This is a genomic window from Flavobacterium sp. (genome assembly GCF_044371705.1).
Taxonomy (GTDB): Bacteria; Bacteroidota; Bacteroidia; order Flavobacteriales; family Flavobacteriaceae; genus Flavobacterium.
The window spans coordinates 20527-37612 of sequence record NZ_JBILTE010000001.1; the positions used below are offsets into that span (position 1 = coordinate 20527).

The 17086-nt window shown below is 33.3% G+C and carries 15 protein-coding genes and 1 tRNA gene; 11 read left to right on the forward strand and 5 right to left on the reverse strand.

The genetic code is table 11. The features are described from left to right. Positions 1–23: 23 nt before the first annotated feature. Positions 24–96, reverse strand: a tRNA-Phe gene (locus ACIQ2S_RS00065). Positions 97–195: 99 nt separating this feature from the next. Between ACIQ2S_RS00065 and ACIQ2S_RS00070 the strand changes: the two genes are divergently transcribed. From ACIQ2S_RS00070 to ACIQ2S_RS00100, 7 genes are all read left to right on the forward strand, one after another. After that, a complete protein-coding gene (locus ACIQ2S_RS00070; RefSeq protein WP_396171861.1) occupies positions 196–930 on the forward strand; it encodes a type III pantothenate kinase in 735 nt (244 codons plus the stop codon). Further along, positions 923–2191 carry a hypothetical protein gene (locus ACIQ2S_RS00075; protein WP_396171863.1) on the forward strand — a complete coding sequence of 423 codons (1269 nt, stop codon included), beginning with the start codon at positions 923–925 and terminating at the stop codon, positions 2189–2191. Before ACIQ2S_RS00070 ends, ACIQ2S_RS00075 begins: the two co-directional genes overlap by 8 nt. Before the next feature lie 14 nt (positions 2192–2205). Next, entirely contained in the window at positions 2206–3573 is a 1368-nt protein-coding gene (locus ACIQ2S_RS00080; RefSeq protein ID WP_396171865.1) for a tetratricopeptide repeat protein, read from the forward strand. Between the two features lies 1 nt (position 3574). Next, the gene (gene lptC, locus ACIQ2S_RS00085) at positions 3575–4132 is read left to right on the forward strand and encodes an LPS export ABC transporter periplasmic protein LptC (protein ID WP_396171869.1); all 558 of its coding nucleotides are present in this window, start codon (positions 3575–3577) and stop codon (positions 4130–4132) included. Between the two features lie 28 nt (positions 4133–4160). Next, positions 4161–4355, forward strand: a complete 195-nt coding sequence (locus ACIQ2S_RS00090; RefSeq protein ID WP_396171873.1) for a hypothetical protein — start codon at positions 4161–4163, stop codon at positions 4353–4355. Then, the gene (locus ACIQ2S_RS00095) at positions 4355–5623 is read left to right on the forward strand and encodes a hemolysin family protein (protein ID WP_396171877.1); all 1269 of its coding nucleotides are present in this window, start codon (positions 4355–4357) and stop codon (positions 5621–5623) included. The genes ACIQ2S_RS00090 and ACIQ2S_RS00095 overlap by 1 nt, the downstream gene beginning before the upstream one ends. Before the next feature lie 203 nt (positions 5624–5826). Next, positions 5827–7929, forward strand: coding sequence for a peptidylprolyl isomerase (locus tag ACIQ2S_RS00100; RefSeq protein WP_396171880.1), 2103 nt, complete (start codon positions 5827–5829; stop codon positions 7927–7929). Between the two features lie 49 nt (positions 7930–7978). On the opposite strand, the gene ACIQ2S_RS00105 is transcribed toward ACIQ2S_RS00100, so the two are convergent. From ACIQ2S_RS00105 to ACIQ2S_RS00120, 4 genes are read right to left on the reverse strand one after another with little or no spacing between them, the layout of a single operon-like run. Beyond that, the gene (locus ACIQ2S_RS00105) at positions 7979–8899 is read right to left on the reverse strand and encodes a GYDIA family GHMP kinase (protein ID WP_396171884.1); all 921 of its coding nucleotides are present in this window, start codon (positions 8897–8899) and stop codon (positions 7979–7981) included. A 6-nt stretch (positions 8900–8905) separates the two neighbouring features. Further along, positions 8906–10222, reverse strand: coding sequence for a hydroxymethylglutaryl-CoA reductase, degradative (locus tag ACIQ2S_RS00110; protein WP_396171887.1), 1317 nt, complete (start codon positions 10220–10222; stop codon positions 8906–8908). Between the two features lie 45 nt (positions 10223–10267). Beyond that, on the reverse strand, positions 10268–10549 hold the full coding sequence (locus tag ACIQ2S_RS00115; protein WP_396171889.1) for a type II toxin-antitoxin system RelE/ParE family toxin: 282 nt from the start codon (positions 10547–10549) through the stop codon (positions 10268–10270). Beyond that, complete coding sequence (locus tag ACIQ2S_RS00120) at positions 10539–10772, reverse strand: hypothetical protein (RefSeq protein ID WP_396171892.1); 234 nt, start codon at positions 10770–10772, stop codon at positions 10539–10541. Before ACIQ2S_RS00120 ends, ACIQ2S_RS00115 begins: the two co-directional genes overlap by 11 nt. Positions 10773–10934: 162 nt before the next feature. On the opposite strand from ACIQ2S_RS00120, the gene ACIQ2S_RS00125 reads away from it, so the two are divergent. The 4 genes from ACIQ2S_RS00125 to ACIQ2S_RS00140 all read left to right on the forward strand — a co-directional run bounded on the left by ACIQ2S_RS00125 (position 10935) and on the right by ACIQ2S_RS00140 (position 17085). After that, the gene (locus ACIQ2S_RS00125) at positions 10935–13109 is read left to right on the forward strand and encodes a S9 family peptidase (RefSeq protein WP_396171894.1); all 2175 of its coding nucleotides are present in this window, start codon (positions 10935–10937) and stop codon (positions 13107–13109) included. Between the two features lie 18 nt (positions 13110–13127). Beyond that, positions 13128–14843 carry a peptide MFS transporter gene (locus ACIQ2S_RS00130; protein WP_396171898.1) on the forward strand — a complete coding sequence of 572 codons (1716 nt, stop codon included), beginning with the start codon at positions 13128–13130 and terminating at the stop codon, positions 14841–14843. Between the two features lie 77 nt (positions 14844–14920). Continuing rightward, positions 14921–16579 carry a peptide MFS transporter gene (locus ACIQ2S_RS00135; RefSeq protein WP_396171900.1) on the forward strand — a complete coding sequence of 553 codons (1659 nt, stop codon included), beginning with the start codon at positions 14921–14923 and terminating at the stop codon, positions 16577–16579. A gap of 41 nt (positions 16580–16620) precedes the next feature. After that, on the forward strand, positions 16621–17085 hold the full coding sequence (locus ACIQ2S_RS00140) for a thioredoxin family protein (protein WP_396171902.1): 465 nt from the start codon (positions 16621–16623) through the stop codon (positions 17083–17085). Position 17086 lies beyond the last annotated feature (1 nt).

Genomic DNA, 17086 nt, shown 5'->3' on the forward strand with positions numbered 1-17086 from the left:
TCACTAATTGATGGGTTTTTCTGTGGTACCTCCAGGAATCGAACCAGGGACACATGGATTTTCAGTCCATTGCTCTACCAACTGAGCTAAGGTACCGTTGCTAACGCGGGTGCAAATATAGAACGATTTTTATTTTATCCAAAACAATTACTTAAAAAAATCTATTTGTACATTCGTATTTTAATTATCAACTTTATGTTAGTAGCAATTGATGTTGGAAATACCAGAATTAAAGCAGCTGTATTTGAGGGTTATAGCTTACTAAAGCTATACTTATTAGAAAAAGAAACCTTCCAAGATGACCTAAAAAATATTTTTTCAAATCACGAAAAAATAACTAATGTGTGGGTTTCTGCTGTAACTTCAATTGAAAAAAAGGCTTTTGAAGGTCTTTCGGATAAAATTCAAATTCATTTCATCAGTCATTTGGACGTATTTCCATTTCATAATCTATATGCTACACCAACAACTTTGGGATTAGACCGAATGGTTCTGGCGGCCGGAGCAGTTTTACAATACCCACAAAAAAATAGATTAATAATTGATGCTGGAACTTGCATTACGTTTGATTTTGTAGATGAAAATGATAATTATTTGGGGGGTGCCATTTCTCCCGGGTTAAGATTACGTTATGAATCTTTGCACCAATACACTTCAAAATTACCTTTGTTAACACTGGAAATACCCGAAAAGTATATTGGAAATTCCACAAATCAATCCATACATTCAGGTGTAGTGCTTGGAGTGGTGCACGAAATCGAAGGTTATATTTCAAGGTTTACAGAAGATTATGAAAACTTTACAATAATTTTAACGGGAGGTGACTCAGATTTTTTGGCTAAACGATTAAAAAGTACCATATTTGCCAATTCAAATTTCCTTCTGGAGAGTTTGAATCATTTATTTCAATTTTATACCTATAATGATTAAAAATTTCGCAGTTTATATTGTTTTGCTATTTTCAGTAGTTACAATGGCTCAAGAAAGTACAGCTTCACCCTATTCCTATTACGGTCTGGGACAATTAAGTTTTAAAGGAGCTTTTGAAAACAGAATCATGGGTGGAGTTAATGTGTTTAAAGATTCCTTGCGAATTAATTTTTTGAATCCTGCATCGTACGCTCATTTAAAAAGAACCACTTTTACTATTGGAGGAACGCAAAACATAACCACCTTTAATCAAGCCGATGGTTCCAAAGAAAGGGCTAATAGATCTTCGTTAAATTATGTTGGTGTTGGAATACCTCTACGTAAATCGGCTTTTGTACTAGGGGTTATGCCTTATACAGTAGTTGGTTACAAAATCGAGAATCAATCTATTGACGAAGATAATGATTTTGAGCGAATTAGAAGATTTACAGGTAGCGGCGGCGTCAACAGAGCATTTTTGGGCTACGGATATGCAATTACGCCCTCTTTGTCTTTCGGAGTGGAAGCAGCTTATAATTTCGGAAATATTTCTACAAACTCCGCTGAAGCTATTTCTAACGTTCAATATGGAACTTCAGAATTAAACGAATCAAGAGTAGATGGTTTTACATTTAATACGGGATTAGCCTACAATAAGAAATTGAATGAAAAATATACAATCTTCGGAAACGTTGCTTATACTCCACAAAGTTCTGTAACTTTTTACAATACAACAACTATTTCTATTGTTCAATACTTAAGTAATGGGTCATTTGTTGTTGTAAATCCTGACGAATCAGAAGTTACCAAAGTAAATCAAAAAATTAAGAATCCATCTAAATTTAGTTTCGGATTGGGGATAGGAGATGAGACAAAATTTGGCATTGGAGCTCAATTAACGCTTACCGACTTTAATGAGTTTGGCAATAGATATTCCGAAATTGAAAGTGGCACCTTTGAAAATGGAACAAAAATAGGATTTGGCGGATATTATATTCCAAAATATAATTCCTTTACAAACTATTGGAATAGAGTCACATATAGAGCCGGCTTTAATTACGAGAATACAGGATTAGTAGTGCGTGAGGAAAGCATAATCGATTATGGCATAAATTTTGGTTTAGGTTTGCCGGTGCCGGGTTCTATTTCAACATTTACTGTTGGCTTTGAATTTGGCTCCAGAGGTACAACAAGTGCAAATCTTATCAAAGAAAACTATTTTAATTTATTAATTAGTTTAAATTTGAACGATAAATGGTTTGTAAAAAGCAAGTATAATTAAAAGTAAATAAAAAAATGAAAACTAAAGTAATTGTATTTATAGCAGTTCTGGCTAATTTTTTGAATGTTAATGCTCAGACAGAGTGTACGGATAAGTTATCCATCTTTGTCGAGTTGGCAAAATCTAAAAATTACAATGATGCGTATCCGGCTCTGGTTGAGTTAAGAAAAATCTGTCCATCTTTTCATAAGGCTATTTATGCGTATGGTGAACCAACCATTGAATATTTTATTGATAACGCTAAAACGAAGGAAGAAAAGGAAAAATTCGTTAGAGAACAAATGGGTTTATTTGATGATTACGACAAGTATTTTCCAGACAATGGTAAAGGGAATTCCATCAAAAAAGCATTAGCATTATTTGATAACAATGTAGGTTCGGTGCAAGAAGTATATAAAATTTTAGACACTACTTTTAAAACAGATAAAGCCAATTTTACAAATCCTAAAGCATTATTATTATACTTTCAAATATATGTAGATGGATATGAAGCTGGCACGCAGAATATTCAACTGCAAGATGTATTTGACAAATATGATATTATTGCAGAAAAAGTTGAAGAAGAAGCAAAAGTTTTATCCGATGCTAAGGATGAGTTGTTGAAAAAACAAGACGCAGGTCAAGCTTTAACAACCAAAGAACAAAAAGACTTTGACAGATATGAAAGCAATCTTGAAGCTTTTGAAACAGTTGCAACAAGTATGGATGCTAAAATTGAATTATTAGCAACTTGCGATCGTTTGATTCCGTTTTACAGCAAAAGTTTTGAAGAGAAAAAAGGCGATGCTGAATGGTTAAGAAGAGCAGCCCAACGTTTGGACAGAAAAAATTGTTCTACTGACCCATTGTTTGCAAAAATTTCAGAAACTTTACACGCTTTGAACCCTACAGCGGAGTCAGCTTATAACTTGGGGGTATCGTATTACAACAAGAAAAACACCACAAAAGCTCTTGAGTATTTAAATCAATCAGCTGATTTGCAAAAAGATAATGGTAAAAAAGCTAATGTTTATTATACTATTGCGGCAAATATTTATGGCAGCAGTAACAAGTCACAGGCAAGATCGTATGCAGAAAAAGCATTAGCAGCTCAGCCATCATTTGGTAAAGCATATTTATTCATTGCTCAATTATATGCAAATAGTGTGAATGAATGTGGAACTACTCCTTTTGAAAAAAGAGCTGTGAACTGGTTGGCTGCACAAACAGCAAGAAGAGCTGGTCAGGTGAATTCTTCTTTAAAAGCAACAGCTGATCAAGCAGCTTCATCTTATGAGCAAAGAGCTCCGACAAAAGGAGATATTTTTAATGAAGGTATGGCTGGAAAACAAATTTGCTTCAAATGTTGGATTGGTAAATGTATTATGGTTCCGAGTTTGTAAAATGAATTCAAAAATAAAAAATACATTTTTTATAGGTGTCACAGCGTTTGTTGTGACACTCTTTTTTTCATGTGAAAGCAACTTTAAAGAGGTACAGAAATTCAATTTTTCAGAATTCATGCCCTCGGGCGAAGCCGACACGATTAATTTGAAATACACCGATTCCGGCAGAATTAAAGCCATTATGTATAGCCCTAAAATGGTGGATTATGCAACCGTAAAATACCCCTTTACTGAATTTACCGAAAGTATTGATGTGACTTTATATGAAATCAATGGAAAGAAAAGTTTCATTCGTTCAGATTATGCTATTTCATTCAAAGGAACGGACATTATTGATTTAAGAGGGAATGTAAAGTTTACCACCCCTGAAGGTCAGATTCTGGAAACAGAACAAATATATTACGACCAAAAAAATGAATGGTTTTTTACAGAGAAAAAGTTTAAATTTACAGATTCCAATAAAGGTTTTACTACGGGTGAGGGTATAGATTTTAGTAAAGATTTGTCCAAAATCAATTACCAGAAAGTATACAGTGAAATCAATGAAGCGGAATAATTTTTTTGCAATTTAAAAATCAACAATCATGACATATCTAAAATACATTCAATATTTTTATTTATTTGCAGCCGGATTTTTCATCTATTTAGGGATCACTTCACTTAGTTCTGAAGAACGAAATCCTTGGATCATGTTTTTATTTGCGGGAATAGCAATATTTATGTTCTTTTTCAGAAGACATTTTTATACCAAATTTCAAGATAAAAATAAAAAACAGTAGTGGAAATCACTGTTATCATAATTTGTCTGCTTTTTTCTGCATTCTTTTCAGGAATGGAAATAGCCTTTGTGTCTTCAAACAAAGTCTACCTAGGAATAGAAAAACTGCAAGAAAACTTTAGTGCTAAAATTTTACAAAAATTAACCGAAAAGCCATCTAAGTTTATTGCTGCCATGCTGGTGGGAAATAATATTGCTCTGGTAGTATACGGTTTTATGATGGGGGATTTGATTATTAAATTTATTTTTCCTGAATATAATACTCAAAAAGAGGATCTTCCGATTCAAATTATTTTAATCCAAACGCTACTATCCACTGCAGTAATACTTGTTACGGCTGAGTTTTTACCAAAAGTTTTTTTTCAAATATATGCCAATTCATTTTTCAAATTCTTCGCAGTACCGGCTTATGTTTTATACTTAGTTTTATATATTTTTTCCAGTTTTACCATTTGGATCTCTGATATTATTTTAAAAAAATTCTTCAAAACAGAAGGTGACGAAGTGCAATTGCTCTTTAGTAAAGTTGAATTAGGAAACTATATTTCAGAACAAATGGATGGTGTGCATGCAAATGATTTTGTAGATTCTGAGATACAAATATTTCAAAATGCTTTGGATTTTACGAGTGTAAAAGCTCGCGATGTTATGAATCCTAGAACGGATATTGCAGCTGTTGAAATTCATGATTCGGTGACGGATTTGAAAGAAAAATTTATAGAGACCGGTTATTCAAAAATTTTGGTTTATCGTGATTCTTTAGATGATATTATCGGTTACGTACATTCCTTCGATTTATTCAAAAAGCCAAAAACAATACATTCCGTTTTAATTCCTGTTGAATTTGTTCCCGAAACAATGTTTATAAAAGATGTTTTAAAACTTTTGACAAAAAAAAGAAAAAGTGTAGCTATAGTTTTAGATGAATATGGTGGAACGTCGGGAATGTTAACCATTGAAGATATCGTAGAGGAACTTTTTGGCGAAATTGAAGATGAACATGATGAAGAGGAAGCACTCATTGAAGAAGAAGTAAACGAATTTACCTATCGATTTTCCACACGGTTAAAAGTGGAGTACTTAAACGAAATGTACAAATTTAACCTACCTGAAAGTGACTCTTATTCCACTCTTGGAGGTTTGATAGTTGATCATACCAATGAAATTCCCCAAGTAGGTGAAGAAATTTCTATTGAGCCTTTTCATTTTACCATTGAAGAAGCTTCTAATAAAAAAATTGAATTGATCAAATTGGTAATTAAGAACTAATTTTATAAGTATTGCAGTAGTTGTTTTCGCAGCAATCTGCTCTTTTTTTTACTTCAAATAATCAGATTTTCAACGATTCATTTAATTTGAAACCACCAGCAATTTCAGCTATTCAAAAAAAATAGTAAATTATCTTTCATTCATTATTATTATTTCATAGATAATTGTATTTTCGCAAACTGAATTAAAAAAATTTAATAGAAATGGCGATTTTAGGCAAAATTAGACAGCGTTCATTTATTCTTATAGTAATCATAGCTTTAGCACTTTTTTCATTTGTTTTGGCAGATGTCATTCAAAGTGGTGGATTTAGTCAAACTTCAAGAAATGTCGGGTCTGTAAACGGTACCGATATATCATTTGATGAGTTCAATGTTAAAGTTAATAATGTTGAAAAAAGCGGACAAGATATTACAACTATTCAAGCGATGAATAGAGTTTGGGATCAAGAAGTAAATCTTGCCTTATTAAATGACGAATTAAAAAAATTAGGAATTAGAATTTCAGAATCTCATTTAGTTGAAGCCTTGAAAAGTGATCAAAATGTGGGTTCAAATCCAAGATTTGCGAATGAACTAGGTCAATTTGACATCAATAAATACAGAGAGTATTTCAAATCAAGTTCCAATGCACAAGAAAAAGAATATATTGAAAGTCTTGAATTGAATGCAAACATAACTGCGAAATATCAGATTTATACTTCATTAATTAAAGGGGGTCATTTTGTAACTAAAAATGATGCAAAATTTAAATATGAATTGGAAAATAACAAAGTAACTTTTGATTACGTTGCGGTTCCATTCTCATCTATCAATGACAGTGAAGTTAAAGTTTCAGAAACTGAAATTATTGACTACATGAAAAAGAACGAGAAAAAATACAAAGCGGAAGAAACCAGAGAAATTGAATACGTGGTTATTGGTGATACACCAACCGACAAAGACAGATCTGAAATTAAAGACAAATTAAATGCTTTGTTAGGTTCAAGAGTAATCTATAATAAAGAAACGGGTGTTAACGATACTTTACCCGGATTTAAAAATACTACAAACGATATTGACTTTGTAAATACAAATTCTGATTTCCCTTACGACTCAACGTATATCGCTAAGTCGGATTTACCAACAGAATTTGCAGAACAATTATTCAACTTGCCTCAAGGGGAGGTTTTCGGTCCTTATGAATTTGGAACCTATTTAGCATTATCAAAATCACTAGGTCGTAAAGCAGGAGCAAAAGCAAAAGCAAGTCACATTTTGATTAGTTATGAAGGAACTCCAATCAAAACGAAAGAAATCAGAAACAAAGAACAAGCAAAAGCAAAAGCAGAAGAATTATTCGCTAAAATTAAAGCAAACAAAGAAGAATTTTTAATGTTGGCTTTTACTGAGTCTGAAGATCAAGGTTCTGCTCAAAAAGGCGGAGATTTAGGATTTTTTGGTCCAAACGATATGGTGAAGCCATTTAATGATTATGTATTCAATAACCCGGTTGGTTCTATTGGTTTAGTAGAGTCAGAGTTTGGTTTCCATATTATCAATATTGTTGATAAGCAAGATGCAGTGCGTCTAGCTACTATCGCTCAAAAAATTGAAGCTTCTGAAGAAACAACAGAAAGTGCCTATACACAAGCGATGAAATTTGAGTTATTAGCTAACGAAAAAGCATTTGCAGATGCAGCCAATCAATTCAAATTGACTATTGCTCCAGCAGTAAAAGCAAAAGGTTTAGATGAGGCTGTGGGTGAATTAGGTAATCAAAGACAAATTGTTCGTTGGGCTTTTAACAAGGATACGGATTTGGATGATGTGAAAAGATTTGAGATTCCAAAAGTAGGTCATGTAATTGCGAAATTGAAAAAAATCAATGAAGAAGGTTTATTAGCTATGGCAGAGGCAAAAATTCAAGTAGAACCAATTTTGAAAAATCAGAAAAAAGCGGAACTAATCAAAGCTAAAATGAAGGGAACTTCATTAGATGCTATCGCTAAAGCAAATAATGTAACGATTCAAAATGCTGCGGGTATCAGTGTTGATAATCCATCGATTCCAAATGTTGGATTCGAACCTGCTGTTGTTGGTGATGCTATCGCTTTAGAGAAAAGCAAATTGTCAACTGCAATTGTTGGAAATACTGCAGTTTATGTAATCAAAACAGCAGAAGTACAAAAAGCTCTTCCAACAGAAGATTATACTACACAATTAACTGGTTTGAAATCACAAAGTGCAAATGCTGTAAACAGACTTTTTGTAGCTCTAAAAGATCAAGCGAAAGTGAAAGATAAAAGAATAGAGTTTAATTACTAATTCAACTGCTGATACTATACATAGGAGCCTCGATTTATCGGGGCTTTTTTTATGATTTTAAAATCATTTCATCATAGGTTAGCAAGGTAGTGTAACCTCTTTCTTCAAAATACTCTTTTGGATTTGTTTTGGAAATGACCATAGCAAAATCACCACCCCAAGCTCCTAGACTTTTCACAACTCCTTTGAAATCATCAAAAAATGCTTCTTTAACCGTATTCATTTCTAAAACTTCACTTAACAAGCTTTCATGTTTTTCAATTTGATACATAAATGTTTTCAAATCATTTGTTGATACAATGGTTTCAGTAATCTTATTGATGACAGTAATTGTTTTGGAAAGATCATTTTGCTTATTGATGTAGTTTGAAATTGCCGATTTGCTGCTTTGTTTTCTGTTTAGATAGACAAAGTACAATTGATTGCGAAACTCCGGCAAATAAGGAACCTGATGAGTCAGCGGAGCCTCATTTAGCAGCTGATAGATAATTGGCGAATTGTTTTGAGCACAAGCTATATCATAACCACTACCGCCAAAACTATTGTTTAAAAGTGTAAACGCATTAATGCCTAACCACTGACCAATATTGTTGATTAACGTAGAGGAAGTGCCTAAGCCCCACTTTTTTGGAAAAGACAGTTGGGTTTTGATTGCATAGCCTTTATTGCCTTCCAAAAAAATTGGATTCAATAGATAAGCTTCATGTAAAATTTCCAGTAATGTTTTTAAAACTGCATTTTCACCGGTATACTTTTTTGGAAAAAGAATGTTTTCAAACGGAATTGTATCTGTAAACCACAAACTACCATCCGAATCGTAACTTTTCCAATGGATTTCATTAGCTGTTCCGGATTCTACAACTAGATTTTGGCCGAATTTTGTTGGTAGAGCAAGTGCTTTTGCACCGTCTAAAACCACATATTCACCGGTGATTAATAATTTTCCGTTGCTGTAAAAAGTTTGTTTCAAGGCTTTTTATTTTCGTAAGAGTTCTAAATATTCAGCAACTGATGCATGCGAAATGGTGGTATCTTTAAAATACTCCAGTACTTTTATTCGCTCTTCACCCGTTGCATGGTATTGATTTAAAATATTATTTAAGTGCATTTTCATGTGACCCTCCTGAATGCCTTTTGTAGTTAACGAACGCAAAGCTGCAAAATTTTGTGCCAATCCAACTGCTGCAACCACTTGCATCAGTTGTTGGGCGGAAGGTTTTTCGAGTATTTCTAAATTTAATTTAACCAAAGGATGTAACGATGTTAATCCGCCAACGGTTCCCAGAGCTAACGGAATTTCCAACCAAAAACTAAAAATACCGTTTTCAATTTTAGCATGTGATAAGCTACTGTATTTTCCATTTCTACTGGCGTAAGCGTGTGCACCGGCTTCCACAGCTCTAAAATCATTGCCGCTTGCCAAAACCACAGCATCTACACCATTCATAATTCCTTTATTGTGGGTAACGGCTCGGTACGGTTCTATTTCCGCAATTTGAACAGCACGCACAAATTTTTCGGCAAATTCAGTTGGGTTTTCGATGTGTTTTTCTGCCAACGCAGCAACAGGGCATGAAACTTCTGCTCGTACGATACAATTAGTTACATAATTGGAAAGAATGCTCATAACTACTTCAATGTTCTTTTCTTCTTCAGAAAAAGGAGCATAATTTTGAGCTTCTGCTTTCAAGGTTTTAGCAAATTGTTCTAGACAAGAATTGATAAAATTGGCTCCCATGCTATCCTTGGTTTCAAAAGTAGCATGTAATTGGAAGTAATTTTCTAAATCGGACGTTTTGTCTTTTAGAACTATATCTAAAATTCCGCCACCTCTTTTTTGCATGTTTTTGGTAATGCTTTCGGTTTCAGAATAAAATTTTGATTTGGTTTGCTTGAAAAAGGTATCTAACTTCGAGGTGTCGCCTTTATAAATGAAGTGTACTTGTCCGATTTTTTCGGTATTCAAAACAGTAGTTTTAAATCCGCCTCGATTGGACCAGAATTTGGCTGATTTTGCAGCTGCGGCAACTACAGAGCTTTCTTCAATAACCATCGGAACAGTATAATTTTTCCCGTTGATGTTGAAGTTTGGTGCAATTCCTAACGGTAAATAAAAATTAGAAATGGTATTCTCAATGAATTCATCGTGCAATTGCTGCAATTTTTCATCACTGTTCCAATAGTTTTGAAGTAATGCAACGGCAACTTTAGGTTCTGAAAAATAGTTTTGAGCAATCCAATTGATCTTTTCAATCTTGGATAATTTTGAAAATCCGGAAACTTCGTGGTTCATGCTGAGTGCTTAATTTTGTAAAGATACTGGTTATGAGGATAAAAATTAAAGCGAATTTTTGTATTTAATTAAACCAAATACAATTATTTCTTTAGTATCCATTTTTACTTTGTATACAATGGTATAACCTTTGAAAATGTAATCTCTTACTGATTCATCATTAAAATAAATTGAGTTTCTAAAATGAAAAGGATTTTTTAAGTCCTTTAGGAGGTTTTTTTGCAGATCATTTTTGAATTTTCGTGCAGCTTTTGGTTTGTCTTTTGCAATGAATTCAACTTGATCGGCTAGGGAATTAATAAATTTTTCAGAAAAACTAATCTTCATATTTTGAGATTATTTTTTCCATTACCAAATCCAATTCTTCTATTGAAATACACTTTGATTTTCCACTCTCAATATTTTCCAGTTCCGTATGCAAAATGTTTTTATTCTTTTCAAAAAATGGATCTTCTTGAATAATTTGAACTTCATTCTCTGGAAATGAACTCAGTAAGGCAAGAATTTTTGCTTTTAAATTAGCTTGAAATTGAATTCTGATAGTTTCCATTTGATTGCGTTTTTATTTACAAATTTAATCAAATTTAAAATCCGATGTTTAATTTTCATATAACAAACACACTAAAAATTCTAATATTGCTATTTAACACATAAAACCACGAATTATTCCATTTTTTTCACTAAAATTGAACGTTTTTTTAACATACCAAAAATGAATCAGTTTAAAAAGGTACTATTCTTATTTTTAGTCAGTTCATTAACTGCCTTAGCACAACAAAAAATAACATTGGAAGACATTTGGGCTTCCGGTACGTTCCGAACCAAAGGAATGGATGCTCTGCAATCCTTAAAAAACACCAATCAATACACGGTTTTGAATTATGATAGAGTCGCCAAGACTTTTCAAATTGATTTGTATGATTTTGCGACTTTAAAAAAGATTCATACACTTTTAGATACTAAAAATCATGCGGAGCTTACTTCGATTGACAGTTATACTTCTAATGCAACCGAAACGCAATTATTAATTGGCTTGAATTCAGATCCAATCTATCGGCATTCATCGGTTGCCGATTTTTATATTTATGACATTGCTTTAAAATCATTACAAAAGGTAGCCGATTACAAAATTCAAGAGCCAACTTTTTCTCCCGATGGAAAGAAAATTGCTTACGGTTATCAAAATAATCTGTACGTTTTTGATAGTGCCTCAAAAAAGCACACGCAGATTACCAATGATGGTGTGAAAAATTCAGTAATCAATGGTATCACAGATTGGGTGTATGAAGAGGAATTTGCCTTTGTTAGAGCTTTTGATTGGAATACCTCGAGCACACATATTGCCTACATTAAATTTGACGAAACAGCTGTTCCTGAATGTTCAATGGATGTTTTTGGAAATGAATTATATCCTTCGCAAGAGGTATTTAAATATCCAAAAGCAGGTGAAAAGAATGCTTTGGTTTCTTTGCATGTTTACGAGGTAGCTACAAATGCAACCAAAACAATTAATTTAAGTCAGTACAATGATTTTTATATTGCTCGAATGAAATGGACGAATGACGCAAATACTTTAAGTATTCAAGTATTAAATCGCTATCAAAACAATTTGGATTTACTTTTTGTGGACGCTAAAACCGGTAGCACAAAAGTGGTTTTGAATGAAAAAGATGCCGCTTATGTAGATGTTACCGATAATTTGACCTTTTTAAAAGATAATAGTTTTATTTGGACTTCCGAAAAAGATGGCTTCAATCATATCTATCATTATGACAAAAGCGGGAAACTTCGCAATCAAATAACCAAAGGAAATTGGGAAGTGACCTCCTATTATGGTTTTGATGAGAAAAACGGTCAGGTTTATTACCAATCGGTCGAAAATGGTTCCGTTAACAGAGATGTTTATAAAATCAAATTAGATGGGAAAAGTAAAGTTCGTTTAACTCAAAAAATGGGAACAAACAAAGCGACTTTCAGTCCGAATTTTCAATATTTTATCAATTCGTTCTCTAGTTCAACCGAACCAACAGTTTTTACTTTGCATGAATCAAAAGACGGTAAACAAATTCAATCAATAGTTGATAATACTGAGTTGGCTTCAAAATTGGAAAAATACAATCTTCCTACCAAAGAATTTTTCGAACTCACTACCGAAAAAGGACACAAGTTGAATGCATACATCATCAAACCAAAAGATTTTGATGCTTCTAAAAAATATCCCTTACTTTTATTTCAGTATAGCGGACCTGGTTCTCAGCAAGTAGCCAATCAATGGTTGAATTCAAATGATTATTGGCACATGCTACTGGCTCAACAAGGTTATTTAGTAGCTTGTGTAGATGGACGAGGAACGGGATTTAAAGGAGCTGCTTTTAAAAAAGTAACTCAAAAGGAATTGGGTAAATATGAAGTAGAAGACCAAATTGATGCAGCAAAAGTTCTAGGAAATTACGCGTATATTGACAAAACTAGAATCGGCATTTGGGGTTGGAGCTATGGCGGATTTATGTCGAGTAACTGTATCCTAAAAGGAAACGATGTGTTTAAAACCGCTATTGCAGTTGCCCCCGTAACCAACTGGCGTTTTTACGATTCCATTTACACCGAGCGTTACATGCAAACACCACAAGAAAATGCAAGTGGTTATGATGATAATTCTCCTATTAATCACGTAGATAAACTCAAAGGCAATTATTTGATTATTCACGGTACAGCCGATGACAATGTACATTTTCAAAATGCAACGCGAATGATTCGAGCCTTGCAATTGGCTAATAAACAGTTTGACCAAGCCATCTATCCGGATACCAATCACGGTATTTATGGAGGAAAAATTCGCTTGCAATTGTATACTAAAATGACTAACTATATTAAAGAAAACCTATAACTAACCAAAACAAATTTTATGAGTGAAGTAGCAGTAAAATCAGGACATCCAAAGGGGCTTTGGGTACTATTCGGAACCGAAATGTGGGAAAGGTTCAATTTCTATGGAATGCGGGCCATCTTAACTTTGTTCATGGTAAACGCCTTATTAATGAAAGAAGAAGAAGCTTCTATTATTTATGGCGGATTTTTAGGACTTTGTTATTTGACACCTATGTTAGGTGGTTTTATTGCAGACCGTTTCTTCGGAAATAGAAATTGTATCATGCTTGGAGGAGTGATGATGGCAGTAGGACAAATTATGTTGTTTTTCAGTGCAAGCATTTTCAGTACAAATTTGGGCTTGGCAAATACCTTATTATGGTCAGCATTAGGAATTATTGTTTTTGGAAACGGCTTTTTCAAACCAAATATTTCCTCGATGGTGGGAAGTTTATATCCAAAACAAGAGAAAAGCAAATTAGATACAGCTTTCACTATTTTCTATATGGGGATAAATATTGGAGCTTTCCTTGGTCAGTTCATTTGTCCATTTGTGGGAGATGTTAACAATGAAGTAGTTTTAGCAGACGGATCATTAGGTATGATAAGAGATATACATGCTTTTAAATACGGATTTTTAGCAGCAGGAATCGCAATGATTATCGGAACTGCCATTTTTTATTTCTTAAAAAATAAATATGTAGTGAGTCCAGATGGCAAACCTATTGGTGGATTACCATCAGGTCATGATTCAGGAGATTATGAAGAAGGGGAGTCTATGAAGGCGGTGTTTTCAACGAAATCAATAATGATTGCAATTGCTGTTTTTCTAGCGGTTTTCTTTGCTTTTAATTTATATACTGAAGGAGATAATGTTGTGAAGCTTTATATTTATCCATTTATTTATGGCAGTGGTGTGGCACTTGCAACACTAATTTTATTGGATAGTACATTGACAAAGGTAGAAACACACAGAATTTGGGTGATTTATATTATGTCATTTTTTATCATTTTCTTTTGGGCAGCTTTTGAACAAGCAGGTTCTTCCTTAACTTTTATTGCTGATAACCAAACGGATAGAGATATATTCGGGTGGAATATGCCACCATCAATGGTGCAAATATTTAATGGACTTTTCGTTGTAATGTTAGCTTTTCCGTTTAGTATGTTATGGGATAAATTGCGAGAAAGAAATATAGAACCATTATCAACAGTTAAACAATCAATTGGATTATTATTAATTGCGGTTAGTTATTTTATCATTGCAAATAATGTAAAAGACCTCGGTAACACAGGTTTATTAGCAATTAAATGGTTGATATTATTATATTTAATACAAACTGTTGCTGAATTATGTTTGTCACCTATCGGTTTGTCGCTAGTAGGTAAATTGGCTCCAAAACGATTTGCATCTCTTGCATATGGAGTATTCTTTATTTCAAGTGCGGCAGGGTATGCTTTGTCAGGAACATTGGGTTCAATTCTTCCGGCAACAGGAGATAAATTCAAAAAAGCAAATGAATTAGGAATTGACTTGCAAGGTGTTTTAGATAAATCAATTACGCCAACTGCTGAACAACTTAAATTATTGGCTGATAATCAAATTAACGATCATTATTCAATGTTTGCCGGTTTTGAAATTCAAAATTTATACGATTTCTTTATGGTGTTTGTTGTACTTTGTGGTATTGCAGCATTAATATTGTTTCTTTTGACACCATTTATCAAAAAAATGATGCACGGTGTTCGCTAATCATTTTTTAAAAATATTTTCATAACTTTCAAACCTGCGAAACAATTTTGCAGGTTTGTTATTTAATCTAATTATTTATGTGGAAAAGTCATCCTAAAGCACTGCCGTATTTATTTTTGTCTGAAATGTGGGAACGTTTCGGGTATTATTTAATGATTGGTATTTTTACCCTATACCTAAAAGATGTCGAAGCCGGTTATGCAATGACCGAAAAAGAAGCATCCGACTTATATGGAACATTTATCGCATTGGTTTTTCTTACGCCATTTATTGGAGGTTTAATTGCGGATAGATACTGGGGTTACAAAAAATCAATTGTAATCGGTGGACTAATGATGGGAGTGGGTTATTTTTTAATGGGAGTTCATAACATAACAGTTCTGTATATTGCCATGTCGCTCGTTATTGTAGGGAATGGTTTTTTTAAGCCTAATATTTCAACGCTACTTGGTAATTTTTATAATGAAGATAAATACAAAGAGAAAAAAGATGAAGGCTATAATATATTCTATATGGGAATAAATATTGGAGCATTTATTTGTAATTTCTTTGGTGCTGCGTTAAAAATTCTGTTCGGTTGGGAGTATGCATTTATGGCAGCTGGGGTCGGAATGTTTATTGGTGTTATTGTTTTCATTTTAGGAACGAAACATTACGGCAATAAAACTGATAAGAAAGGTGTACAAGAAGGCGATATGCCGTTTTATAAAATTGTTTTGTTTATATTAGTGCCGTCGGCACTTTTTGGTGTGATAGGTTGGTTTTTAAACGGTGTGCAATCAGAAGCAAATCCCAATTGTTCAATTTTTGGTTCAGATAGTACAGATGCTTTTATTTTTGCATGTATACCGGTTATTTTCTTTTATGCCAGTTTATATTTCAAAGCGAAAAAAGAAGACAAGCGACCCATTGGAGCGTTGTTAACTATATTTGGCGTAGTTATTTTGTTTTGGGCGGTTTTTAAATTAAATGGTTCGGCGTTGAATAATTGGGGAGATAAATATACCGACAGAGAATTAACGGGTGTTTCTCAAACAATTGCTTCAAAATTGGTTTTAACTGACACTTTAGTATACAAAAAAGATTCTGTAGCTCTTTATGACGAAGCTTTCAGGATTCAAAAGGAAGAAGGGAAAGTCATCAAAGTAGTGGATTATCCATTGTATTTTAGAAATGTTAAAAAAGAAAAACTGCCTGAAGAGGGAAGTAAAGTCTTTACATGGTCGGCAAATTTAAGCCAATCCATTAATCCGGGTTGGGTCATCATTTTAACACCACTTGTTGTTGCTTTTTTTACCTTTTTAAGAGGTAGGAAAAAGGAACCAAGTACACCAACTAAAATTGCTTTTGGGTTACTCATTTCAGCCTTATCTGTTTTAGTGATGGTTGCAGCTGTGAATATGGGTGGAAATGGTTCAGAAAAGGTGAGCGTTTGGTGGTTGGTTGCGAATTATGGTGTGATTACCATTGGTGAGTTATTCTTGAGTCCCATGGGATTGTCGATTGTTTCGAAATTGAGTCCAACTAATATTACATCATTGATGATGGGTGGCTGGTTTTTGGCAACGTCTATCGGAAATAAGTTGAGCGGTGTTTTAGCCAGTTTATGGGATACCTATGATAATAAAGCTGATTTCTTCTGGATAAATTTTGGATTGTTAATGTTTGCAACTTTGCTTATGTTTGTTTTGTTAAAACAACTCAATAAAGTGATGAAAGAAAAGGGAATTAATTAAATTTCGGCACTATATTTGAAAACGACTAAAAAATTAAATTTATGAAACAATTACTGATTACACTTGCAATGGTTTTTACAACTGTTGCAACGCAAGCTCAAGAAATAAAATGGATGACTTTTGATGAAGCAATTGCTATGCAAAAGAAAAGTCCGAAACCTATTTTTATGGATGTGTATACCGATTGGTGCGGTCCGTGCAAAATGTTGGATAAAAACACCTTTCAAACCAAAGAATTTTCAGAATTTATCAATGCAAATTATTATGCTGTAAAATTCAATGGCGAAGGCAATACCGAAGTAAATTATAAAGGTAAAAAGTATACCAATCCAGGTTTCGACCCCAGTAGAACAGGACGAAATAGCATGCATGAATTTACAGGATTTTTAAAAGTAGAAGGATATCCATCAATGTATATTTTGGATAGAAGTGGTGAAATTGCAAAAGTGATTGTTGGTTATTATCAAACAGAACAACTGCTTGCGGAATTAAAAAGTGTGAAGTAAA

What these genes read in the sequence shown, in the direction of transcription:
- ACIQ2S_RS00070 (WP_396171861.1), top strand. Translation starts at nt 196, where the DNA reads ATGTTAGTAGCAATTGATGTTGGAAATACCAGAATTAAAGCAGCTGTA.
- ACIQ2S_RS00075 (WP_396171863.1), top strand. Translation starts at nt 923, where the DNA reads ATGATTAAAAATTTCGCAGTTTATATTGTTTTGCTATTTTCAGTAGTT.
- ACIQ2S_RS00080 (WP_396171865.1), top strand. Translation starts at nt 2,206, where the DNA reads ATGAAAACTAAAGTAATTGTATTTATAGCAGTTCTGGCTAATTTTTTG.
- lptC (WP_396171869.1), top strand. Translation starts at nt 3,575, where the DNA reads ATGAATTCAAAAATAAAAAATACATTTTTTATAGGTGTCACAGCGTTT.
- ACIQ2S_RS00090 (WP_396171873.1), top strand. Translation starts at nt 4,161, where the DNA reads ATGACATATCTAAAATACATTCAATATTTTTATTTATTTGCAGCCGGA.
- ACIQ2S_RS00100 (WP_396171880.1), top strand. Translation starts at nt 5,827, where the DNA reads ATGGCGATTTTAGGCAAAATTAGACAGCGTTCATTTATTCTTATAGTA.
- ACIQ2S_RS00110 (WP_396171887.1), bottom strand. Translation starts at nt 10,222, where the DNA reads ATGAACCACGAAGTTTCCGGATTTTCAAAATTATCCAAGATTGAAAAG.
- ACIQ2S_RS00115 (WP_396171889.1), bottom strand. Translation starts at nt 10,549, where the DNA reads ATGAAGATTAGTTTTTCTGAAAAATTTATTAATTCCCTAGCCGATCAA.
- ACIQ2S_RS00120 (WP_396171892.1), bottom strand. Translation starts at nt 10,772, where the DNA reads ATGGAAACTATCAGAATTCAATTTCAAGCTAATTTAAAAGCAAAAATT.
- ACIQ2S_RS00125 (WP_396171894.1), top strand. Translation starts at nt 10,935, where the DNA reads ATGAATCAGTTTAAAAAGGTACTATTCTTATTTTTAGTCAGTTCATTA.
- ACIQ2S_RS00130 (WP_396171898.1), top strand. Translation starts at nt 13,128, where the DNA reads ATGAGTGAAGTAGCAGTAAAATCAGGACATCCAAAGGGGCTTTGGGTA.
- ACIQ2S_RS00135 (WP_396171900.1), top strand. Translation starts at nt 14,921, where the DNA reads ATGTGGAAAAGTCATCCTAAAGCACTGCCGTATTTATTTTTGTCTGAA.
- ACIQ2S_RS00140 (WP_396171902.1), top strand. Translation starts at nt 16,621, where the DNA reads ATGAAACAATTACTGATTACACTTGCAATGGTTTTTACAACTGTTGCA.